This is a genomic window from Sphingomonas sp. Leaf38 (genome assembly GCF_001421825.1).
Taxonomy (GTDB): domain Bacteria; phylum Pseudomonadota; class Alphaproteobacteria; order Sphingomonadales; family Sphingomonadaceae; genus Sphingomonas.
Window position 1 is genome coordinate 30561 of sequence record NZ_LMLD01000009.1, and the last position, 23386, is coordinate 53946.

The window sequence follows — 23386 nt, forward strand, 5'->3', positions numbered from 1 at the left end:
CCCGAGCGAGCGTTAGGGCTCGAGAGCGTACCAGTCCGCGCCGCCCCTGAAGCGTCCGAATCTGGGAGCGGAGAGGCGGTGTCGCGGAGACTTTCCAGTGCGGCGATCTGTTGATCCATCGTGGGATCTGGGAGCGCCCTCCGCGAAGCGTTGACCGTGCCGTCGAGCGACAGGCGGGGAAGGAGAATTCATGTTTCAGCGTCGGCGAGGATCGCGGCGGAGTCTGCGTCGATCTTGGCTTGATCCGGACGTGTCGCCTTCTACGCGCCGGACCTAGGGGTGACGCCTTAGGGGCTGCATCCTGTGCGGCCGAACGTGGACATTGCGACTGCGGGGTTGATCGCCAGACCGGCACGGAGCGAACTGGGGCGGCCCTCGGGTTACAAGGCGTATGGTGCGAAGGGGGCGAACAGACGGAGTGCTTCGTCTGCAGCGGTCGCCGCGGCTGCGGCGCGAGGGTGGCGTATAGACGGGGTGGTCTGGTCGTGCGCAGAGGCACGGACGAACATTGATCACGCCAGTCCCACGAATACTTCTCTGCGGTTGGGCGTCACCCCAGATACTTCCTTTCGTCCTTAGCGAGAACGAAGACTGTGACTCAAGGTAGGTGCGCTCCGTGGCTCCGCACGAACGGAATGGGCGTGGTCACGCTACCGAAGGAGCGGGCGTTAAGACATTGGGATAGCGTCATCGGGTGCGCATCACCGGGGCGTTGCCATGCGGTTGTCGGCTTGAGTGATCTCGGGCTCGTCATCGGTGAGCGCGACGCGGACGATCATTTTCGGAAGATCAACGTGGGTCGAGAGTGCATTTCTCCAAGTTGCAGTTTTGGGCTTGAGATCGAGCGGGGCGGCTTGCGGGGGGATGTGCGTGGTGGCGACGACCTAGCCCGTCGCATCTATTGACTCCGCACGGCCACCCGTCGCGTCTTTTGCGCCAACGCTGTGGACGGTGATCGCTACGCTATGCCCCTTCACGACCACGTGGTCCGTGCCGATGCCGATATCCGCACGCTGTTCCACCGGCGTGGCCGGCTCGACCAGCGCGAAGTCAATCACCGTCCTGCCGGGCCCGAACATCACTTCGGTGCTTGTGCCGCGTTCGAGCGTAATGGTCTGCGCAGACCTGATTGGTACGAGCGTCCTGCCGCCATGGATGCTGCTCAACGCCTCCACTGTCCAGCGTCCGACGGTGATGTTCCATGGGCGACATCGCAGCGCTCTTGGGTTGTTCGGTGGTGTTGTAGGCGATCACCCGAAACCTGGTGGGCGTCGCGCCGGGCAGCAGAAGCGCAACGCGTTCGGGCGCGCCTGGCTCGGCGAGGCGGTGCGGAAGATCTCGAACGGGGCTTCGCCAACGGGGGTGCGGGCAAGCCAGAAGAAAGCGAGCGTACCGCAATTCGCCCGGACATTACCGGGGGGCTTTCCAGGCGACATAGCGGTCGTCGGCCCAGCGCGCGCCGCCGCTGATGGCGCCATCCTGGGTGATGATGAGACCGCTACGAGGGTTGGGGCCGGGGTCGCCGGCGGCGCAGTTGGAGGACGGGCTCTTGTCGGCCGACGCACGGAACAGCAGCCCGGTCGAGTCCTGTGCGGCGACGGATTGTCAAGGCGATCGCCAATGCTAGTAGGGGCGCCGTCGTAAAATGATTCACGCTTCTCTTCTCGGGCGCAGAAATGCTTGCTCTCCCGCGACGGCAGGAGTCGAGGCGGGACTTCTGCCTTCGCGGGAGAACAAGGAAGGGCAAACTTAGTCCGCGTCCACTCTCGCCAACCTCGGCGACAGTACATGCACGACGGTGATCGCGAGGAGGTACGTGGTGCCGGCGACTGAGAAGATCAGCGTGTAGCTCCCCGTGGTCTGCAGGACGTAGCCGGTGAACTTGGCCATCATCATGCCGCCGATCGCGCCGACCGTGCCGCCGATCCCGACCACCGACCCCACCGCGCCGCGCGGGAACATGTCCGACGGGATCGTGTACAGGTTCGCCGAGAACGCCTGATGCGCCGCCGTCGCCAAGCCGACGATGCCGACCGCCACCCAGAGATTGCCGACATATTGCGCGAAGAAGATCGGCATCACCAGGAACGCGCAGACCAGCATCGTGATCTTCCGCGCGAAATTGGCGGAGTGGCCGCGCTTCATCAGCGTCGACGACGACCAGCCCCCCGCGACGCTGCCAAGATCGGACAGCAGATAGATCGCGACCAGCGGCGGGCCGAAGCTCTTGAGATCAAGATGGTATGTCTTGGCTAGAAAGTCCGGCGTCCAGAACAGGAACAGCCACCAGATCGGATCGATAAGGAATTTCCCCAGCGCATAGGCCCAGGTCTCGCGATAGCCGAGCAGCGTGAGCCAGCCGAGCGTCTTGGCCGGATCGGCCGGATCGCTTTCAATATGCGCCAGCTCCGCGGCCGACAGATTCGCCACTTCGCGCGGCCGCCGATAGATCGCGATCCACGCCACCAGCCAGACCACGCTGACCGCGCCGGTGATGATGAACGCCATCCGCCACCCGAACGCGATCGTGATGATCGGCACGATCAGCGGTGTGACGATCGCGCCGATGTTCGCGCCTGCGTTGAACACCCCGGTCGCGAACGCGCGTTCCTTGGCGGGAAACCACTCCGAGACAGCCTTGATGCCCGCGGGGAAATTGCCCGCCTCGCCGAGTCCGAGCACGACGCGCGCTGCGGAAAACTGGAACGCGTTGCCGGCGAACCCGCACAGCGTGTGGCCAAGCGTCCAGATCACGAACGCGACGGAGTAGCCGATCCGCGCGCCGAGCACGTCGACGATCCGGCCGAAGCTCAGATAGCCGATCGCATAAGCCGCCTGGAACCAGAAGATGACGTCGGCATAGGTCGTCTCGTTCCAGCCGAGCTCGCCGGAGATGGTCGGTTTCAGCACGCCGATCATCTGCCGGTCGACATAGTTGATCGCGGTCGCGACGAACAACAGGCTGCAGATCAACCAGCGATAGCGGCCGATCCTGCCGCCTATCCCGGCGTCACCGATCGCGCCGGGCGCGCCCACCTCCGGCATGTCCATGCTCGCCACAGGGTTCTCTCCTAAAAACAGCCTCTAGCGGGCCTTGATGGTGCAGTGGACGGCGAAGCGTCCGTCGAAGCGCGCCTCCACCCGGTCGCCGATTGCGACCGGGTGGACGCCGGTGACCGCGCCGGTCGAAACCCATTGTCCCGGCGACAATGCGATCCCGCGTGCGGCCAGATGTTCGAGCAGGTAGCGAACCGCGCCGAACGGTCCGTCGAGCATCGACGCGCTCGTCGCGGCACCGATCCGGACATCGTTGATCGACAGCTCCACCGGCCAGTCGTTGACGTCGCCCTCGCGCCACCCCTCGGCATCGGCGCCGACGACCAGCCCATTATTGTTGCCGAAATCGGACACGGTGACGGTCGGCCCGAGCGCGTTGATACCCGGGAACGGCGAGCTCGCGATCTCGATCCCGACATGCACCGCGTCGATCATCGCACGGGCTTCGTCGATCGTATAGGTCGACTTGGCAGGGTGGGGCGCGGTGCCGATCCTGAGCAGAAATTCGGCCTCTGCCGCGGCAAACCCTTGCGCGAACACCGGCATCGCAACCGGGTCGGCGCTGGCCATGACGATTTGATCGGCGAAGATGGGGCCGGTCAGCCGGTCGATCCCGTCGAGCGGCGGGTTGATCCGCCCGACCTTCCAGCCCGCCACGACGCCGTCCGCGAGCAGCAGTGCCGCGTCCTGCACGGCATAGCCCTCGTCGAGCGTGAGCGGCACGTCGCCGGGAAAATCGGGAACGACGCCACCGTCGCGGCGCGCGTCGACGAAGGTCTGCGCGATCCGTATCGTGTTGGTCGTGTCCGGCCGTGCCGCCAAGAACCCCTCCTGTACTATCGTACTATTTTTTCGAGCGTATGAGAAACCGGTGTCACTGACAAGCGGGGTTGCTCAGCCCGCGAATAACGAGCTCCAGTTTTCGTCGTGAGCATCGGTCGCGGCACGGCCGAGCGCGGTCATTAGCGCAGCGTCCTCAAGCACTTCGCGAGGAATGCCGAGGCCATCGTCGGTCAAGCGCGCGACGATATCCGCCGGGCTCCCCTCGGATGCGAGTATGGCCAGCCTGTCGCCGGCGGGGTCGACGATCGGCTGGCCACTGCGCGATCGGCGGATCAGGAACGCGGTCCAGGCGCCGAACGCCGCGACGATATGGGTGGGCATGCGTCCGGCGCGGCGGTTGGCGATCAATGTGTCGCCGAGGCGATAGGGCAGCTTCTGCGAGCCATCCTGCGCGATCTGGTCGAGCCGGTGGACGATCACCGGGTTACGAAAGCGTTGCAGGACGGCCGTGCGATACGCCTGGATGTCGAGCCCCTGGACGGGGGGCAGCATCGGGATGATGTCGCGGGCGATCATCGCGTCGACGAACGCGGCGAGTTCCGGGTCGCGCATCGCGTCGGCGACGCTGCTCGATCCGCGCAACAGGCCGGCATAAGCGAGCGTGGAATGCGCGCCGTTGAGGATCCGCAGCTTGGCCTTTTCATAGCCGCCGACGTCGGTGGTGATGGTCGCGCCGACGCTGGCGAGGTCGGGACCGAGCGGTCGCCCGATATCCTCGATGACCCATTGCGCGAATGATTCCCGCTGGACCGCGGCCCGATCCTCGACGCCCAGCGTCGCGGCAATGTCGGCGAGGAGCGCGGCGTCGCTTGCCGGGGTGATCGAATCGACCATCGTCGAGGGCACGCGGACCTCGCGCGCGATCCAATCCGCAAGCGACGCGTCGGTCCGTCCAGCAAAGGCGATCAGTGCGGCATGCAACTTGGCGCCGTTGCTCGCGAGATTGTCGCACGGCATCGGCACGAACGGGGTGGTCCCGGCGGCCCGGCGCGCGGCGAGTCCGGCGACGATCCAGCCAACGACGCTGCGCGGAACCGACGTTCCGGCAAGGTCGTGGACGATATCGGGATGGCCGATGTCGAGAGTGCCGTCGCCCGCAAGGCAATAGCCCTTCTCGGTCACGGTCGTCGTCACCAGCGCGACTGCCGGGTCGGCAAGCAGCGCGCGGGTCTCTGTCGCGTTCTCAGGCCCGAGGAAGCGACGGTGCGCGCCGATCACGCGCAGCGACGGATCGGCGTCGCGGATCGCAAGCGTGTAAAGCCCGTCCTGCTCCGCCAGCGCGTCGATCGTGCCGCGCGTCCGCATCGATACCGCCGCGATCCCCCAGCGCGGATCGTGCGTGAGCAGGTCGTCGACATAGGCCGCCTGATGCGCGCGGTGAAATGCGCCGGGGCCGAAATGGACGATGCCGACGCCGCCGGGTGGGCGCGCTTTGGCGCCTTGGACGGTGCCGGGGAGGGAAGAGACGCTGGTGAAAGACAGTCGGTTCACAGGGTTACGCCTCGTTTCCAGATCGCGATTTCGCGTTCGCCATTGCGCTCTGCGGCGGTTTCGGCCCCCGATGCGACCTGCATGATGCGCGAAAGCAGCGCAGCTTCGGTCGCCGAAAAACCGTCGTCCAGCACGACGCTGGCGTCGAAATCGATCCAGCCGGGCTTGCGCGTGGCGAGATCCGCGTTGGACGCAATCTTGATCGTCGGCACGGGAAAGCCGAGTGGCGTGCCGCGGCCGGTCGTGAACAGGATCGCGGTCGCGCCCGCCGCCGCCAGCGCGGTCGACGAGACGGCGTCGTTGCCCGGCGCCTCCAACAGCGTGAGACCGTCGCTCCTGACCCGCGCGCCATAGTCGATCACGTCGGCTACTGCGGCACGACCCGCCTTCTGGACGGCGCCGAGCGATTTTTCCTCGAGCGTGGTGATGCCGCCGACGACGTTGCCGGGCGACGGGTTCTCCGACACCGTCTCGCCGTGATCGAGAAAGTAGCGTTTGAAATCGTTCACGACGGCGACGATCCGGTCGAACACGGGTTCGCTCGCGGCACGGTTCATCAGCATCTGTTCGGCGCCGAAGACCTCGGGGATTTCGGTCATGAGGACGCGGCCGCCCGCCGAGGTGACGCGGTCGCTCATCCGGCCGACGAGCGGGTTGGCGGTGAGGCCCGACAGGCCATCCGACCCCCCGCATTTGACGCCGAGGACGAGCTTGTCGATGCCGACCGTCTGGCGCGACGCCTTCGCCAGCGCGGCGAGTTCGGCCACCAGCGCGCAGCCTTCGGCGATCTCGTCGCCGCTGACCTGCGTCGTCAAGGTGCGGATCATCGCGTGGCGTGACTCCGGGATCGTGGCGAGCAACGCCCTGATCTGGTTCTCCTCGCAGCCGAGCCCGACGATCAGCACCCCGCCGGCATTGGGATGGCAGGCAAGGCTCGCCATGATCGTGCGCGTCCCCTCGAGATCCGGGCCGAGCTGCGAGCAGCCATGTGGATGGGTGAAGGCGTGGACGCCGTCGACGCTATCGCCGACCAGCGCCGCGGCCCTGGCGGCGATCCGCTCGGCGGTGCGCGCGACGCAGCCGACGGTCGACAGGATCCAGATCTCGTTGCGCGTGCCGACGCTGCCATCGGCGCGGACATAGCCGTCGAACGTCGCGGCCGATGCGTCGGGGGCAGACGCGGCGCCGACCGGGGCGAACCGATAGGCGAGCGTAGCGTCGAGGCCGGTTTTGAGATTGTGCGAATGGACGTGCCCGCCGGGGGCAATCGGCTGCGTCGCGATGCCGATCGGAAAGCCGTATTTCAGCACTGGCTCGCCCGCCGCAATCGGTGCCAGCGCGACCTTGTGGCCGCGCCCGATATCGCCGCTCAGGACCAATGCGTCTGCGCCTATCGTCACGACTTCGCCCGCCTGCGCATCGTGCAGCAGCGTCGCCACGCCGTCGCGCGGATCGACCCTCAGAGCCTTGGCCATCGCATCCCTTATGTATCGGCAACCGGTGTCAGCGTTATGCGGTGGCGATGGCTTTTCCGCAAGACGGCTTGGTCCGGTCGGGCTATGTCCTTGCGATGCAGAAGACCGGTCAACCGACGATCAACGACGTTGCCCGGATCGCCGGGGTCTCCAAGAAGACGGTAAGCCGGGTGATCAACCGGTCGCCGTTGCTCAACGACGATACGCGCAAGCGGGTCGAGGACGTCATCGGCGCGCTGGGCTATATCCCCAACCCGCAGGCACGCGCGCTGGCGCTGGGCCGCAATTTCCTGATCGGGCTGGTCCACGACAACCCGAATGCGCAGACCGTGCTCAACGTGCAGCAGGGTATGTTGGAGGCGTTGCGCGGAACCGAATTCGAGATGGTGGTGCGGCCGCTCGATCGCGGCTCCGCGACGATGCTCGACGATCTCCGGCACTTTCTGGAGCGGCAGCGACTGTTCGGCGTGCTGCTGATGCCGCCGGTCAGCGAGAATGATTCGGTCGCCAAATTGTGCGACTCGATCGGCTGCCGCTATGTCCGGATGGGTTCGGCCGTGCTCGACGATACCAAGCACATGGTCGCGTCGAACGACCGCGAGGCGGTGCGGACCGCGACCGAATATCTGATCGGGCAGGGGCATCGCCGGATCGGACTGGTCGCAGGACCGCACGGATTCCGCTCGGCGCGCGAGCGGCGTCTGGGGTTCGAGGATGCCCTGGCTGCGGCGAGGATCGCCTTGCCGCGCAGCATGATCGCGGACGGCAATTACACATTCGAGTCAGGACTGGTCGCGGCGGAACGATTGCTCGACGTCATGCCGCGACCGACCGCGATCTTCTCGTCGAACGACGAGATGGCAGCGGGGATCATCCATGCCGCGCGGCAACGCGGCCTCGATGTTCCGCGCGACCTGTCGATCATCGGGTTCGACGATACGCCGATCGCCGCGCATGTCTGGCCACCGCTGACGACAGTGCGCTGGCCGATCGCGTCGATGGCGCGATCGGCCGCGTTGAAGTTGATCGCGGGGGTCTATGATGGCAGCGACCTGGTCGAGGAGCCGTCGCTGTTCCTGTCGACGCTGATCCGGCGTGCGTCGGTGGCGCCGCCAAGCGACATCCAGGCATAGCGTCAGGCGCGGAATCGCCGGTTGCACGAAGCCCTGACACCGGTTACCGGATTGTCGGACTATCGCGCGAAGCGGCAAGGAGGATGGACGATGGCAAGGGCTCTGGAACTGCATCCGGACCGCCTTTTCCCGGCGGAACCGGCGACGCGCGCGATTGCGCGGGCGTTGTACGCCGAGGTCGCTACGCTGCCGATCATCAGCCCGCACGGGCATACCGATCCGAGCTGGTTTGCCGACAACGCCAACTGGACCGACGCAACCTCGCTGCTGCTCGCGCCCGACCATTATCTCTACCGGATGCTCTACAGTCAGGGCGTCGACCTGGATGCGCTGGCGATCCCGCGGCGGAGCGGCGTGCCCGCGACCGATCCGCGGGCGGCATGGACGCTGTTCGCGGCGCATTACACGCTGTTCCGGGGGACGCCGTCACGGCTGTGGCTCGATCATGTGTTTGCCGAGGTGTTCGGGATTGACGTCGCGCTCGAGACATCGACCGCGGACCGGTATTTCGACCTCATCGGCGAGAAGCTGGCCTCCGACGCGTTCCGGCCTCGGGCATTGTTCGACCGGTTCGGGATCGCGTTTCTCGCGACCACCGAGGGCGCGCACGACGATCTCGCCGCGCATCGCCGGATCCGCCAATCGGGCTGGGACGGGCGCGTGGTGACGACCTATCGCCCGGATGGCGTGATCGACGTCGAGCACGAGGCGTTTACGCCGGCAATGGCGCGCTTTGCCGAACTGACCGGCGAGGACGTGTATGACTGGAACGGTTATCTCGCGGCGCACCGCAAGCGCCGTGCCGACTTTCGCGCGGCAGGCGCGACCGCGACCGATCACGGGCACCCGACCGCCGCGACCGCGAACCTGTCGAGCGTCGAGGCCGAGGCGCTGTTCGCAAAGGTCACGCGCGGCGACTGGACGCCGGCCGACGCCGAGCTGTTCCGCGCGCAGATGCTGACCGAAATGGCGGCGATGTCGGTCGATGACGGGATGGTGATGCAGATCCATCCCGGCTCGTCGCGCAACCACAATGCCGGGCTGTTCGCGAGCCATGGCCGCGACAAGGGCGCCGACATCCCGACGCGGACCGATTACGTGCAGGCGCTCAAACCGCTGCTCGACCGGTTCGGGACCAGCACGCGGCTGTCGATCATCCTCTTCACGCTCGACGAAAGTGCGTACGCGCGCGAGCTGGCGCCGCTCGCCGGGCATTATCCGTGCCTCAAGCTCGGACCGTCCTGGTGGTTCCACGACAGTCCCGAGGGGATGCGCCGGTTTCGCCAGATGACGACCGAGACGGCCGGTTTTTACAACACCGTCGGCTTCAACGACGACACGCGCGCGTTCCTGTCGATCCCCGCACGCCATGATGTCGCGCGACGGATCGACTGCGGGGTGCTGGCGCAACTGGTGGCCGAGCACCGCCTAGCCGACTGGGAAGCGGCCGATCTTGCCCATGAGTTGACGAGCGGGCTCGTCCGTCGCGCCTACCGGATCGACGAACTCCTTTCCGCCGCCAACGAGGCCTGACCGGAGCTTATCATGTTCGAACGCACCTATTACGCCACGCACCCCGACATGATGGAGTGCGTCTCCAACGACGAGCTGCGCGATCGGTACCTGATCCGGGACCTGTTCCGCGACGGCGAATGCGTGCTCAACTACACGCATGCCGAGCGCTTCGTGATCGGTGGCGTTGCGGTCGGCAGCGGTAGCGTGAAGCTGCCCGACCAGACCGAGCCGGCATCCGCCGCGGGACATCCGTTCCTCGAGCGCCGCGAACTCGCGGTCGTCAACGTCGGCAAGGCCAGCGGCACCGTCATCGTCGACGGCGAGACGTTCACGCTCGGCAACAAGGACTGCCTGTACGTGACGATGGGCGCGAAGGACGTGCAGTTCTCGGGCGACGGTGCGCGCTTCTATCTGGCGTCGTGCCCGGCGCACAAGGCGTTCACGACGCGCATGATCTCGGTCGGCGATGCGACCACGCTGGAGCGCGGGTCGCTCGAGGAGGCGAACGCGCGGACGATCTACCAGATGGTCATTCCCGGCATCTGCGACAGCGCGCAGCTGGTCATGGGTCTCACCGTATTGAAGCCCGGTTCGGTGTGGAACACGATGCCGCCGCACATTCACGAGCGTCGCAGCGAAATCTATTTCTACTTCGAGCTCGACGATCTCGAGAAGGACCGCGTGTTCCATTACATGGGGGAGGGCGAGGCGACCCGGCACATCGTGATGGCGAACGAGGAAGCGGTGATCAGCCCGCCCTGGTCGATCCACATGGGCTCGGGCACCAAGGCCTATGCGTTCATCTGGGCGATGGCGGGCGAGAACCAGGATTATACCGACATGACCGTGCTGGACATCTGCCAGCTGGCGTAAAGCGCCCCTCCCGTTCACGCTAGGGGTCGGGGGTGGGCCCGCGCTTACCGCCTCCGATTTGCTTGAGGAAAGTGCGAACCCACCCCGGCCCCTCCCGCATGCGGGAGGGGAGGAGTCGTTGAATGACAAACCCCTTCGATCTTACCGGCAAGGTCGCCGTCGTCACCGGCGCGAACACCGGAATCGGGCAGGCGATCGCGGTGGCGCTGGCCGCGGCGGGCGCGGACGTCGCGTGCGTCGGGCGCACGCCCGCCGACGACACCGTCGCGCAGATCCGCGCGCTCGGCCGCCGGGCGGAGATCGTCTCGGCCGACCTGTCGACGATCGAGCCCGTGCAGCGCGTCGTCGACGAGACGATCGGCGCACTCGGCGGTCTAGACATCCTCATCAACAACGCCGGCATCATCCGCCGGGCCGATGCGGTCGATGTCACCGAGGCAGACTGGGACGCGGTGATCGACACCAACCTGAAGTCCGTGTTCTTCCTCTGCCAGGCGGCGGGGCGACACATGATCGCAAATGGCGGGGGCAAGATCATCAACATCGCGTCGATGCTGACGTTCCAAGGCGGCATTCGCGTACCGAGCTACACCGCCTCCAAATCGGGGATTGGTGGCCTCACCAAGCTGTTGGCGAACGAATGGGCGAGCAAGGGGATCAACGTCAACGCGATCGCGCCGGGCTACATCGCCACGAACAACACCGCCGCGTTGCAGGCGGACGAGGCGCGCAACGCGTCGATCCTGGGTCGCATCCCGGCGGGCAAATGGGGCGACGCCTCCGACCTCGGCGGGGCGGCGGTATTCCTGTCGTCGGCCGCGGCGGACTATGTCCAGGGTCATATCCTGGCGGTCGATGGCGGCTGGCTGGCACGCTGAACATCTTTCCCGGTAAGGGGGGATGGGCATAGGCTGCAGGAGCTGGGGGACTGCCACGAGTGACCGGTCGTGGAGAACGGCCCCCCCGCATGCCAAGGCGGCGATCCACTCCCCGGACCGGGGAGACTTAGATGAAGGGGTGATATGAGCAAGTTTCTGGCGTTCGGCGAGATCATGCTGCGGTTGTCGCCACCGGGGCGCGAGCTGCTGCTCCAGACGCCCAAGCTCGATGTCTGGGTAGCCGGCGCCGAGGCCAACGTCGTCACGCAGCTCGCGCGGCTCGGCCACGATGTCGGCATGGCGACGATGGTTCCCGACAACGACCTGGGGCGCGCCGCGATCACCACGTTGCGGGGACACGGGGTCGACACGTCGATGGTGACACTCGGCGGTGAACGGATGGGGCTGTATTTCGTCACTTCCGGCGCCGGCTTGCGAGCGACCGAAGTGATCTACGACCGTGCCTGGTCGTCGTTCGCCGAAGCACCGGTGAGCGCCTGGGACTGGAACAGGCTGCTGTCCGGCGTCGATCGCTTCCACTTGTCCGGTATCACCCCGGCGTTGGGCCCCGTGCCGGCGCAAGCCGCGCTCGCTGCCGTCGAGGCCGCGACCGAGCGCGGCATTCCGGTGTCGTTTGACGGAAACTGGCGGGGGAAATTATGGGAGCGTTGGGATGCCGATCCGCGTGCGATCCTGGCCAAGCTCGTCGCGCATGCCGACCTGATGTTCGGCAATCACCGCGATATCGCGCTGCTGCTCGGACGCGATTTCTGCGGCGACGCGGAGGATCGGCGACGCGAGGCGGCGGTGGCGGCATTCGAGGCGTTTCCGCGGTTGCAGACGATCGCGTCGACCGCGCGGCATGTCGAGCATGTCGACCTCCACCGGTTGTCGGCGCGCATCGATACGCGTTCGGAGCACGTCCAGACCGACGAGGTCGTGCTGGCCGGGATCGTCGACCGGATCGGCGGCGGCGATGCGTTTGCGGCGGGCGTGCTGCACGGGCTGCGCACCGGCGCGGACATCGGCGAGGTTGCGCGGATCGGCCTCGCGCTCGCAGCGCTGAAGCATTCGCTACCGGGGGACGCCAGCCTGTTCCGGCAGGCGGATATCGATGCGTATCTCGCTGGTGGTCTCGACGTCCGCCGCTGACGGCTGGACGTGACGCTCGGCGCCGGGGGCGGGCGCTACACCACCGTTTGCGGGCGCCGCGGTGCAATGCGCTGCCGGCGCGTTCGTCGGGGTGCCCCTCGTCCCGGGGAGCGGCGGCGTCATGGCGTTCAAGGGCGTCACTACGGTCGCGCCAAGCGGTTTCGCGCGTCCGAACCTATCCCGCGCGCCAGCTTGCCGGTATCCGCCTTGGCGTTCAGTGCGGTATGTCCGCAGTCAGGACCGTACGGGCCGCAATCCGAGGACTGCCTGTTCCGCAACATCTCGACCCTCGCCGCCGACCCGCGCGCGAAGAAGGCTGCCTTTTTGCAGCCTCTGGTGTTCAGATGACCATTGCGCCGCGGCTAGCTGCATTCGATCTCAAGAAAATCCATCAGCAAGATGCGACTTGCGCAGACCGTAGCCCGGCCGACGAAATACGCGTTCGCGCCCCCAAGACTATGAGACACTGGATTTCTGAAGCCGATAAGGGACGATTTGCATCGAAGCCAATTCGCGGAGAATTCATCGGTCCGCGCAACGCAGAAACAAGGCTACATGTCGTCCCAAGCCAAAACGCTATCGTCGTGAAACCCGCTGCGGCGGTTACGATTACGTGGCAGTTTCGAATACCTCGTGGATCGGAAAGCTGATATCATAGATACGCAATCGATTAGAATAGCGTTATCTGACCGGGCTATATACCAGCCTGTAATGAATGGGTTTGGATAGCTGGGGACCAGTTATGGTCGTCTCTGCCACCAACTCTCGACCGATGCTGTGGTACACGGTGGTCCGTTCGCTATCGGCCCAGACGGCGGTCGGCTCATTCCTGGCCGCCCGGTACGTTAGAGAAACAGTTTCGCCGTTCGCTTTTGCCGATACATTGAAAACCTGACCATCCAAAAGCTTCCACCTAATCGGCTCTCCACGTGTCGAAACGACGATCGTTGGTTTGTCATCGTCCTTAATCGAGAATCGATCTGGCGAACTATAGACCCTAAATCCGTCCGAAGGCGTGTTGGACTTGCGCAGTCTGGCGCCGGCAAGCCCGCGCGTAGCGATAGGAACGTCGGCAATACCGCTCGTGATTGCTTTGGAGACGTTGTCGCTCTGTCCACGGTCGAGAACGTAGATGCCTGAAAGTACACCCTGCGCTAAGCTCGCCGAGCCAGAGGTCAGGATGGCAGCGCCGATCGCTGTCGACAAAGCCCGATGACGCATTCCGCTTTCCTCGAATATTGCAGCTTACCATGAAGCGTGTAGTGGGCATTCGCAGAGACGTCACCGCCGTTCCAAATTTCGGACGGACATCTGCCTTCCATCAGACCACGGCATGCCCGAAACCGGATTTAAAGCCGGGCGGCCGCCTTCTGGCGTGATTTCGACGATATCGAACTGCCGCCCGCCGTCTGCTGGTGTCCGGACAAATCTGAAGGTGGCCGGGAAGCGATCGGGAAAGAAGACGCCGTTGATGCTGAGATAGGTGGTTACGATCGCCTTTTGCAGCGACACCGGTTCGAACCCGATATCCGTCCTGTCGGCACCGCCCGTCTGGCATCTTGCCTTACCATCGAGGCCCATCGAACGAACCTTGCCGCCCCGATCGCGATCGGTTCGCATGCCGTATCCGCGCACGCTGAACCGGGTCTGGTAGGTAGCGGCACCGCCGGCATGCGTTCCTCGCTCGATGCAGCCTTGCGGGTTGTCCCACGCAACACCCCCTGTCGCGCGATCCAACGATCGTTTCGGCTTTTGGGCGGCACCCCGGCGTGCGGGCGGCCGCCTTCGCCTGATGTGGTCGGTCGATACCGAGCACGCGGCGCCTGAGCGCAAGGGCGGCGGTGTGGCAACGGGCAAGCCGGCGGCCCCGGAAGATTACAGCGATGTAATGTTCGCAACAGGCGGCGCTCATCGTCCGGCTCCAAAAGGGAGCATATGCTAACAGGACAAGGACAAAGACCGTGATACGCAACCGTCGACTGACCGTACGCCCGCTGATCGCTGCCGTCGCGCTGGGAACCACGGCCCTTGTCGGTGTCGCAGGCGGGGCGATCGCCGCGGATGACGGTCGCACCAGCATCGCCGAGCGGTTCACGGCACCCGGGCCCGCTGCCGTTGCGTCGACAGGGGTGCATGCCTCGCTATCGGACATGGTCGACGCCGTTGGACCAAGCGTCGTCCAGATACAGGTCAAGCCCGCGTTCGCGCAGGAGCAGCAATTCGAGCCGACGCAGTTCGGATTGGATGACAGCGAACTGGCCGATCGACTGGGTCAGCTGTTCGGATTCGGCATGCAGGATCGCGGTGGGCAACTCGAGGCGCCGCAACAGCAAGGTCCGCAGCGGGGCCCGCAGCGGGGCCCGCAGCGGGGATCGCTTGGCTCGGGGTTCATCGTCGATGCCTCCGGGATCGTCATCACGAATAACCATGTCGTCAACGGTGCCGACCGCGTTACCGTCCAGATGTCGGACGGTCGCGAATTCTCCGGTCGCGTGCTGGGTCGTGACCCCAAGATCGATGTCGCCGTGGTCAAGATCGACGGGCAGGGTAAGTTCACCCCGATCAAATGGGGCGACAGCGACCATATCCGCGTCGGGGACAGTGTGTTTGCCGTTGGCAGTCCGTTCGGCCTTGGCAATACCGTTACGTCCGGCATCGTTTCCGCCCGCGGCCGCGAGATCGGGGCGGGGCCGTACGACGATTTCCTGCAGGTCGATGCTGCGATCAACAGCGGCAACTCGGGTGGCCCGCTGTTCGACAGCGCGGGCCGGGTCGTCGGCGTAAACACCGCGATCTTCTCGCCGACCGGCGGCAATGTTGGGATCGGCTTTGCGATACCTGCTGCCATGGCGCGGAAGGTCGCGCTGCAGATTGCGCAAACCGGCCATGTGTCGCGTGGCAGGATCGGCGTCTCGTTGCAGGACCTGACACCGGAGATCGCCAGCGCGATGGGTTCGAACGCCACCCAGGGCGCGTTGATCGCCGAGGTCGAAGAGGGCGGAACAGCGGCGCTGTCCGGGCTGCAACGCGGCGACGTCGTTCGGCGCTTCGGATCCAGGCCGGTCGATAACGGGCGCGACCTTGCCCGCGCCGTAGCGGAGGCCAGGATCGGTTCGATCGTTCCGACACAGGTGCTGCGTGACGGCCGCCAGGTTTCCCTGAACCTGCGCATCGCAGGCGAAGCGACAGGCCAGTCCTGAGGCCATGGAACCGGGGGGCGGTACACGCGTCCGCTCCCTGACACATCGAATGGGACGATCCGATCTTGAAGCTGCTCCTGATCGAAGACGACGCACAGACCGCAGACTATGTCCGCCGCGGGCTGGTGGAGCTTGGCCACGTGTCCGATCATGCGGGTACCGGCATCGATGGCCTCACCGCCGCAATCGTCGGCCGATATGACGCGATCATTCTTGACCGGAACCTGCCCGAGCTCGATGGACTGTCGGTGCTGAAGGCATTGCGTGCAAAAGGCGATCGGACGCCGGTACTGCTTCTATCGGCGCTGGGGCAGGTGGACGACAGGATCGCGGGGCTTCAGGCCGGTAGCGACGATTATCTGGCCAAGCCCTTCTCGTTTGGCGAACTCGTTGCACGGCTGGAGGCGATAGTCCGTCGACACAGCGACACCGACCCGATGCAAGGTACCCGCCAGACAGGCTCGTTGACGCTCGACCTGCTCGGCCGCACGGCCACACGCAACGGCAGGCGTATCGACCTGCTCAACAAGGAGTATCAGCTGCTCGACTATCTGACCCGCCATGCCGGGCAGGTGGTGACACGCACGATGCTGATCGAGGCGATCTGGGATTATAATTTCGATCCGGGGACGAACGTCGTCGACGTCCATGTCAGCCGCCTGCGCGCCAAGATCGACGGTCCGCAGGACGTTCCGATGATCCGAACCGTCCGAGGCTCGGGCTATCGGCTGGACGCTGTCTGACGATGCGCTGGCCGTCGACAGCCGCGTTGCGCGGCGCCCTCTGGATCACGCTGATTGCGCTGATCGCGACCGGGATCGCCCTGAGCGTGCAATATGTCCAGACGGTACGTCTGCTCGACGCGCGCGCACAGGCGGCGGTCGACGACGAGACGGCAGGGCTTATCGAGCGCTATCAAAGCGAGGGGCCATTTGCCGTGGCACAGGCTGTGTCGCGTGCGGTCGGGCGCCCGCGCGTTACGGACTTCATCTATCTCATGACCGACGGTTCGGGACAGCCGGTCGCGGGAAACCTGGCAAAATGGCCCGGCGAGATCGACCGTACCGGGTATCGTACGTTCGATACGCAGGTGGGGACGACGCGGGGCACGGTGATCGAGCGACAGGTCGCCGCGCGTGCGGTGCTTCTCGGCAACGACTATCGCCTGCTCGTCGGCAGCCTTTCGGACGATCGCCGCCTGCTGCGCGACCGTTATATCTCCGCACTGGCCTGGTCGCTGACGGCGACTGGCGTGATCGGCCTGCTCTTCGGCTTCTGGTATAGCCGGCGCGGGCTCGCCTTTCTCGACGCTGCGAGCACCGCGGGCGATCGTTTTCGGGCCGGGCATCTGGACGAGCGCCTGCCCGTGACGGGGCGCGGTGATGAATATGACCGACTGGCAGCGACGCTGAACCACAGTTTCGCGGAGATCGAACGCCTGGTGGATTCGCTGCGAACCGCGACCGATGCGCTTGCTCACGATCTGAAGACGCCGCTGACGCGGATCCGGTCCCGGCTCGAGCTTGCGGCCCTTGGCGGGGATCGAAACGATGTGACAGCGGATATGCGCGGCGATCTCGATGCCCTGCTCCGGACGATCGACGATACGCTACGACTGGCCCGCGCGGAGACGACGATGGCCAGCGAGTTCGTTCCGGTCGATCTGGCGGCGATCGTGATCGAGGCCGTGGAATTGTTCGAACCCCTGGCAGACGATCATGGTCTGAAGGTTAGGATCGAAACCACGCCGGTGACGGTAGGCGGGGTGCGTTCGCTGTTGGGGCAGATCGTCGCCAATCTGCTCGACAATGCAATCAAGTACACACCGCCCGGCGGCGCGATCCGGGTAACGCTTGCGCGCGGGCTCGATGGGGTCACGCTCGTCGTGGCGGATACGGGACCGGGTATACCCGTCGACCAGCGCGAGCATGCCATGACGCGGTTCGTCCGGCTCGACACCAGCCGTCATTCCGAAGGCAGCGGCCTTGGTCTCAGCATCGCGCGGGTCGCCGCCTGCGTTCATGGCGCCACGCTGACGCTGAGCGACAATGCGCCAGGGCTTCGTGCGGCTGTACACTTCCCGAAGGCGTAAGCCTCAATCCGCCGTGATGCGGCCAAACATGACAGGTTTATGAACTTATTGCGAGCCAGGACCCAAAACATCCGAGCGATGTTAGGGGTTTAAGGTCGGCGTCGGGTCGTCCTCATGATAGGGGGATGCCACGTGGATCAAACCGCTTTTCTGATTGGCTTCAGCGTGATGTCAGTCGCATCGCTGGCACTATATGCGACGGGCAAGAAGACGCAGCCGTCGGGTCATCATACGCTCCTGCATGCCAGCGTACCGTTCATCGCGGCAACCGCTTATCTCGCAATGGCCTTCGGGATCGGCACGCTGATCAACGGCGACGGCTCGGCGACCTATCTGGCACGCTATGTCGACTGGTCGGTGACGACGCCTATATTGTTGTCCGGGCTGGTGCTGCTGGCGTTTCACGAGGACGCAAAGACGGGTGAAGTCGGCGGATATCTGACATCGGTCATCGTCCTCGATATCCTGATGATCGTCACGGGCCTGATATCGTCGCTGGCCGCCCAGTCGGCGGCGAAATGGATCTGGTACGGATGGTCCTGCGTCGCGTTTCTCGGTGTCCTGTATCTGCTCTGGGGGCCATTGCGGTCACAGGCGCTCAGCCGCGGCGCCGCGTTGGGCACCGCGTACACCAAGACCCTCATGTTCCTGACCGTCATCTGGTTCCTCTATCCGATCGTCTTCCTGATCGGGCCGGAAGGTCTGAAGCTGATCACCGATCCCGCTTCGGTCTGGGCGTTCCTGATCATGGATGTCGTCGCCAAGGTCGTCTACGCGTTCTACGCGGCGGCCAACCTCGACAAGGCGTTGACGCAGCATGCCAGCGAACGCGGCTACCGGGCATGACACGATACGCCCCGGCCCTAGGCTGGGGCTTCCTTTCAGGGGCGGCCCTGATCGTCTCGTTCTGCGCGCTCACCGTACAGCTTGCGTTCGCGTCTTTCTGTGTCGGCGTTGTCGGCATGGTGCACGGCGCCAGCGATCTCGAAATCGTCGCGTATCGTCGGCGCCCGGCCTTCCTGGCACTGTACGTCTCTGCGCTACTGGTCTGTCTCTGGTGGTGGATCGTCGATCCCGCGATCGCACTCCCCGCATTCCTGCTGGCATCCGCAGTCCATTTCGGCCTCGAGGATGCCCCGGCCAGCCGGTCGTTTGAAAGGATGGCCCGCGGTATAAGCCTCGTGGCCACGCCTGCGGTGCTGCATGTGACAAGCCTCTCCCGCATTCTCGGCTTTGCCGGCGTTCCAGAATCCAGTTTGCCGACTATGGTCGGCAGTTTGGCTGTTGCTGGTGGCATAGCCGCCGGATGCCTCGCGATCATCGGCGTGGCGCGTCACGATCGACGTCTCCTGGCTGGAACGACGGCACTTCTGGTTCTACCCCCGCTCATCGGGTTTTCGGTCGGGTTCCTGGTGCTGCACGCGGTGCCACAGACGGAAGAGCGTCGTGACCGCCTGCAATGCGTCACTATCACCGCGTATCTCCGTGCCATCGCGCCAGTCCTGATTGCGGCCGTGATGCTGGTGGGGATCGTGGGCGGTCTGCTGCTGCGATGGGACCCCTCCGGTGTCCGTTCGCTGTTTGCCGGCATCGCGGCACTGGCGATGCCGCATCTGCTGGTGACGCCGTATTTCGAAGCGGCCGCCCGGCGAGCAGGCATCATGCCCCAGCCTCAAGCATGCCAGAGCTTTCTGTAGGCGGTATCGAATGCCGTCAGGTCGTCAGGATCGCTGATGGTGGTCGTCACCCGCTTTGCGTGGCGGTGCGCCCAGCGTTCGATCGCGACTTGTGCGTCAGGCAGGTTCGCGTGCAGCGCCGCCAGCGTGGCGGTCAGTCGGAGCGATACTTCGATCTCCTGAACGCCTTCGCGCAGGATCGGCCCGAACGCGTCGGTCAGCATATCGTCAATCGTCGGTCTGCCAATGTGAACCGGATGGGGTTTGCCTTCGTCATCGACACTGACTGCGCCTGGTCGGAGCGTCAGGAACACACGGAGCAAGGCGTTGAGGACCTCGATCCCCGTACCCGGATCGTTGGTCGCCGGGGCCAGCGCACGGCTCGCGATCTCGGACAATGCGATCAAGCCCAGTCGCGGGTCCTGATCGAACGAGCGATGTCGCTCGATCGTGAAGGTCTTGCCCAGCGCGATAAGCACGGCGTCGTTCGCCTCCCCCTTGACCTGTAGGAGCGTCCGCGCAGGGTGCATCATCGCGCCGGGAAGGGCGTCGACATAGACCGTCAGGCCGTGGCGCTCGGCAAGGGTGCCGAGCGCGACGACGTCGATATGGGTGATGTAGCCGGTCTGCGGCGCGTTCAGCGCCACGGCGTCGGCCGGGATCGCGACAGGAGCCCGCCCGCCCAGATAGGGACGCGCGGCGAAATCCTGCATTGCCTCGGTCGCGGCCTCCTCGACGCGGTCGATCACGTCGGCCATTCGTCCGAAAGCGGTGATATGCCCGATCCAGCGCAACAACGTGCCGACCACCAGGAGGATGATGAACGCCGTCGCTGCGAACAGGATGATCCGGCCGTCATGGCCGTAGGCGCTGGTGTTCAGCCCGACGATACCCACCATCGAGAAGACGAACGCGCCGAGGAAGGTCGAGAGCGCGTTCTGCGAGGTCGGGTCGCTGACCATCAGCTGGGTCGCGCGCGGTGTCGCGAGTTGCGTCGCCGAGGAATACGCGCTGACCATCGCGGTCAGGGAAAAGGTCGTGACCGCCAGCATGCTGGAGGCCATGATCTGCAGGATCGTACCGACCGATTGCTGCCCGATATCGGCATCGAACGTGTAGGGTAGATACGGCGTGACGAGCCCGGCGACGATCGCCAGCGCGACGCTGAGCAGGCTGATCATCGCCGCGCGGAACCAGATCTGCCGGACGATCCGTCTGAGGATCCATGACCATTGCCTCATGCTGCGTCCCTCGAGCGGTTGTCCCCGCTCATCATGCCGACAACAGCTTGGCGATCCAGCGGCTGCGATCGAACTGGCCGCAGATCATGACGATCGCCGCGGTCAGCGGCACTGCGATCAGCGCGCCGGCGATACCCCATACCCAGCTCCAGAACGTCATCGCGACGATGATCGCCAGCGGTGACAGCGACAGCTGCTTGCCCTGCAGGATCGGGTAGACGACGTTGCTGATCGTCATCTGCAGAACCACGAACCCTGCGAATACCAGCAGGGGCATCTGCCACCCGCCGAACTGGATGAACGCGAAGAGCACGGGCGGGACGATACCGACGATGTTGCCGATGACGGGGACGAAGTTAAGCAGGAAGTTGAGGATTCCCCACACCAGCACGAGCTCGAGCCCCGTCATCCACGACCATAGGGACGATGCGACGCCGGTCAGGATGCTGGTCGCGAGCGTGGTGCCGAGATAGCGGCGGATCTGGCCGGAAATCTTCTCGCCGACCTCGAGCATGTCGCGTCGGGCGCCACCCTCGAACATCTCGTACAGCTTGCGCCGCAGCCGGGGCACTTCGGGCAGGCCGAGCATCACGACGATGCCGATGAAGCCGACATAGGTGACGAAGGCGTAGACGCCGCTCGCCAGCATCTGGACCAGCATCGTGATCCGCTGCCGGTTGATCGTCCCGGCGATCGGCACGCCGCGGTCCGCCGCCCAGCTGGCGAGGTGGTTGTATCCGCGCTCGAGACCCGTCCATTGCGACGCGACCGCGCCGATCACCTGACCGACCGAGAGGTACACTGCGGCGGCGAATGCGCCCAGGATGACGACCAGCGACAGGAGAGTCAGCGTGTAGGCAATCCAGGAGGACATGAACCGTGCCAGCCAGCGTTTCAGCGGCCAGAGCGCGGCGACGATGATCGCGGCAAAGGCGATCGGCATGATGACCGCAAAGCCGATGCGCAGTGCGGCGATCAGCAGGATCGCGGTGATGATGCCGAGCAGGCGGTTGCGATAGCGGTCCTGCACGGGGATGTCGGTCATTCGGCACGTTCCCTTATGTGTTCGCCGGCATGGCGCATGGCTTCGGCATTGAGCCGCGCACCCAGCAGCAGGGCCCAGGCCGACACCATCAGCCAGAGCATCAGCACCACGACCGCGGACAACGAGCCATAGGTGTCGTCGAAGCGCGCGAACCGCGCGACATAGGCGCGAAACATCATCGTCGCGGCCAGCCACAAGGCGACGCCGGCGATCGTGCCGGGCAGGGCGCTGCGCCACGGGATCGCCTCCGACGCCGGGGCATAGCGATAGAGCATGATCAGGCCGCCACCGGCGCCGAGCGTCAACGATCCGAACAGCGTGATCGCCGACGCCAGCCGGGCCCCCGGCAGTCCATCGGGAACATAGCTCTGCAGGAAGGCTAGGACGGACAGTGAGACAAGCGCGGTGAGCACCAGCGCGGCGCAGCCCAGCACGACGAGCGTCGACACCAAGTGGCGACGTAGCCCGCTCCGCTCGCGTTCGATCCGATACGCCAGGTTGATGCCGTGAAGCAGCGACCGTCCCGCACGACGCGCACTGAACAGCGCAATGCCAAGCGACACGATCAGCGTGACGATCCCGCCGCGACCGCTGGCAAGCCCGCGGTTCAGATTCGCGGCCACCAAATGCTGCGCGCTGACCGGCAGGATGGCGACGATCCTGTCCATATTGTTGGCGACCGCGGCCGGCGGAACCACCATGCCGTAAACGCCTGCAATGACACCGGCGAGCGGGATCATCGCGAGAAAGGCGGCAAACGCAATCGAACTCGCTGCGATGCCGAAATCGTCACGCAGCGCGCTGCGGACGGTTCGGGCCGATAACACAGCCCACAGCCCGACCAGACCAAGCGCTCGGGTAGACATCTTGAACCGCAGCAGGCGAACACCGGCACGAAGCGCTTGGCGACCCTTCAAGTCCGTAGCCATCATGGATCAGTGTTTCCGGTAGATGGGCAAGCCGTGAAGGATCGGCAGGATAAGTCGGTCACGGTCGGCTCCCCGTTGCTCCGGCATAGCGTTCGAGGTGGGGTATGAATCTGCATTGCGTATCCACCTTATCGCAGCTGCCGTCATGTTTGACGTATCGTTCCGGTTGCTGCGTCAGGTCTGCACCACCCTGACGGTCCCATTGGTGGGATCGACCGGATCCGTCACAAAAGACCCGGCATCCCGGTTTGCGACAAGCCATGCGACGTGCGCGACAAGCTCCGCCACGATGGTTGATCTTCTTTACCAGACAAGCAGTTAGCCCTCGTGGCGGGTTCAGTCACCCCGGCAACTCGACCAGGTGCCCGGTCTCACCGGCGAGGCCGTTGGCGCGACTGCTTCGCTGACCGTCGGCGATCGCCGATTCAGGCGGGGGCCAGGCTTTGGAACGCCGCGACAAGAGCCTGTTCGTTGATCGGTTTGTCGAGAATCATCATCGATGGGCGACGGACGTGGCATGCCTCGCGCGTGCCGGTCACGAAGATCACGGGCAGGGGCCCATGCTCCAGGATGATGGCCTCCACCGCGGCGGGGCCGGTACCCGCTGCGAGATTGACGTCGGACATGATGATCGAGGGAGGCCGCAATCTGGCGGCATCGATTGCCTCATCTTGCGAGGCAGCCTGATCGAAGGATGTGCCGCCAGCCCGTTCGATCAGCTGGATGATGTGATCGGCGATGAGGAAATCATCCTCGATGACGAGCACATGGCACATATGACAGATC

The 23386-nt window shown here is 65.1% G+C and carries 21 protein-coding genes; 10 read left to right on the top strand and 11 right to left on the bottom strand.

The annotated features are described in order from the left end of the window. Positions 1-884 precede the first annotated feature (884 nt). The 5 genes from ASE88_RS02575 to ASE88_RS02595 all read right to left on the bottom strand — a co-directional run bounded on the left by ASE88_RS02575 (position 885) and on the right by ASE88_RS02595 (position 6866). Positions 885-1166, bottom strand: coding sequence for a hypothetical protein (locus tag ASE88_RS02575; protein ID WP_156356881.1), 282 nt, complete (start codon positions 1164-1166; stop codon positions 885-887). A gap of 583 nt (positions 1167-1749) precedes the next feature. Further along, positions 1750-3051 (bottom strand): MFS transporter, encoded by a 1302-nt coding sequence (locus ASE88_RS02580; RefSeq protein WP_235527840.1) that lies wholly within the window; start codon positions 3049-3051, stop codon positions 1750-1752. 33 nt (positions 3052-3084) lie between these two features. Next, positions 3085-3879 carry a 2-keto-4-pentenoate hydratase gene (locus ASE88_RS02585; RefSeq protein WP_056475129.1) on the bottom strand — a complete coding sequence of 265 codons (795 nt, stop codon included), beginning with the start codon at positions 3877-3879 and terminating at the stop codon, positions 3085-3087. A 72-nt stretch (positions 3880-3951) separates the two neighbouring features. Next, complete coding sequence (locus ASE88_RS02590; protein ID WP_056475133.1) at positions 3952-5391, bottom strand: mannitol dehydrogenase family protein; 1440 nt, start codon at positions 5389-5391, stop codon at positions 3952-3954. Then, on the bottom strand, positions 5388-6866 hold the full coding sequence (locus ASE88_RS02595) for a UxaA family hydrolase (RefSeq protein ID WP_056475135.1): 1479 nt from the start codon (positions 6864-6866) through the stop codon (positions 5388-5390). Before ASE88_RS02595 ends, ASE88_RS02590 begins: the two co-directional genes overlap by 4 nt. Positions 6867-6961: 95 nt before the next feature. Between ASE88_RS02595 and ASE88_RS02600 the strand changes: the two genes are divergently transcribed. From ASE88_RS02600 to ASE88_RS02620, 5 genes are all read left to right on the top strand, one after another. Beyond that, a complete protein-coding gene (locus ASE88_RS02600) occupies positions 6962-7999 on the top strand; it encodes a LacI family DNA-binding transcriptional regulator (RefSeq protein ID WP_056476262.1) in 1038 nt (345 codons plus the stop codon). Positions 8000-8089: 90 nt separating this feature from the next. Beyond that, positions 8090-9532 (top strand): glucuronate isomerase, encoded by a 1443-nt coding sequence (gene uxaC, locus ASE88_RS02605; protein ID WP_056475138.1) that lies wholly within the window; start codon positions 8090-8092, stop codon positions 9530-9532. Positions 9533-9544: 12 nt separating this feature from the next. Beyond that, positions 9545-10387: a 5-dehydro-4-deoxy-D-glucuronate isomerase gene (kduI, locus tag ASE88_RS02610; RefSeq protein ID WP_056475141.1), complete on the top strand. Its 843-nt coding sequence runs from the start codon at positions 9545-9547 to the stop codon at positions 10385-10387. A gap of 122 nt (positions 10388-10509) precedes the next feature. Then, positions 10510-11265: a 2-dehydro-3-deoxy-D-gluconate 5-dehydrogenase KduD gene (gene kduD / locus ASE88_RS02615; protein ID WP_056475143.1), complete on the top strand. Its 756-nt coding sequence runs from the start codon at positions 10510-10512 to the stop codon at positions 11263-11265. Positions 11266-11409: 144 nt separating this feature from the next. After that, entirely contained in the window at positions 11410-12417 is a 1008-nt protein-coding gene (locus ASE88_RS02620; protein ID WP_056475147.1) for a sugar kinase, read from the top strand. A 681-nt stretch (positions 12418-13098) separates the two neighbouring features. On the opposite strand, the gene ASE88_RS18670 is transcribed toward ASE88_RS02620, so the two are convergent. Both ASE88_RS18670 and ASE88_RS02625 read right to left on the bottom strand, forming a co-directional pair. Further along, on the bottom strand, positions 13099-13638 hold the full coding sequence (locus tag ASE88_RS18670) for a hypothetical protein (RefSeq protein WP_156348198.1): 540 nt from the start codon (positions 13636-13638) through the stop codon (positions 13099-13101). Between the two features lie 60 nt (positions 13639-13698). Then, positions 13699-14154 carry a hypothetical protein gene (locus tag ASE88_RS02625; RefSeq protein WP_156356882.1) on the bottom strand — a complete coding sequence of 152 codons (456 nt, stop codon included), beginning with the start codon at positions 14152-14154 and terminating at the stop codon, positions 13699-13701. Between the two features lie 224 nt (positions 14155-14378). On the opposite strand from ASE88_RS02625, the gene ASE88_RS02630 reads away from it, so the two are divergent. The 5 genes from ASE88_RS02630 (at position 14379) to ASE88_RS02650 (ending at position 19406) form a co-directional block, all read left to right on the top strand. Beyond that, the gene (locus ASE88_RS02630; protein ID WP_056475151.1) at positions 14379-15617 is read left to right on the top strand and encodes a S1C family serine protease; all 1239 of its coding nucleotides are present in this window, start codon (positions 14379-14381) and stop codon (positions 15615-15617) included. Positions 15618-15682: 65 nt separating this feature from the next. Beyond that, positions 15683-16360, top strand: a complete 678-nt coding sequence (locus ASE88_RS02635) for a response regulator transcription factor (RefSeq protein WP_055875680.1) — start codon at positions 15683-15685, stop codon at positions 16358-16360. Positions 16361-16386: 26 nt separating this feature from the next. Beyond that, a complete protein-coding gene (locus tag ASE88_RS02640) occupies positions 16387-17709 on the top strand; it encodes a sensor histidine kinase (protein WP_162233383.1) in 1323 nt (440 codons plus the stop codon). A gap of 114 nt (positions 17710-17823) precedes the next feature. Beyond that, complete coding sequence (locus ASE88_RS02645) at positions 17824-18555, top strand: bacteriorhodopsin (RefSeq protein WP_200910130.1); 732 nt, start codon at positions 17824-17826, stop codon at positions 18553-18555. Continuing rightward, on the top strand, positions 18552-19406 hold the full coding sequence (locus tag ASE88_RS02650) for a Brp/Blh family beta-carotene 15,15'-dioxygenase (RefSeq protein ID WP_055875690.1): 855 nt from the start codon (positions 18552-18554) through the stop codon (positions 19404-19406). The genes ASE88_RS02645 and ASE88_RS02650 overlap by 4 nt, the downstream gene beginning before the upstream one ends. On the opposite strand, the gene ASE88_RS02655 is transcribed toward ASE88_RS02650, so the two are convergent. From ASE88_RS02655 to ASE88_RS02670, 4 genes are all read right to left on the bottom strand, one after another. Further along, on the bottom strand, positions 19382-20626 hold the full coding sequence (locus ASE88_RS02655; protein WP_056475160.1) for a DUF2254 domain-containing protein: 1245 nt from the start codon (positions 20624-20626) through the stop codon (positions 19382-19384). The genes ASE88_RS02650 and ASE88_RS02655 overlap by 25 nt on opposite strands. A gap of 31 nt (positions 20627-20657) precedes the next feature. After that, positions 20658-21671 carry an AI-2E family transporter gene (locus tag ASE88_RS02660; RefSeq protein WP_056475164.1) on the bottom strand — a complete coding sequence of 338 codons (1014 nt, stop codon included), beginning with the start codon at positions 21669-21671 and terminating at the stop codon, positions 20658-20660. Continuing rightward, a complete protein-coding gene (locus ASE88_RS02665) occupies positions 21668-22603 on the bottom strand; it encodes a YihY/virulence factor BrkB family protein (protein WP_056475167.1) in 936 nt (311 codons plus the stop codon). The genes ASE88_RS02660 and ASE88_RS02665 overlap by 4 nt, the downstream gene beginning before the upstream one ends. A 422-nt stretch (positions 22604-23025) precedes the next feature. After that, positions 23026-23376, bottom strand: a complete 351-nt coding sequence (locus tag ASE88_RS02670) for a response regulator (protein WP_055875701.1) — start codon at positions 23374-23376, stop codon at positions 23026-23028. Between the last annotated feature and the right edge of the window lie 10 nt (positions 23377-23386).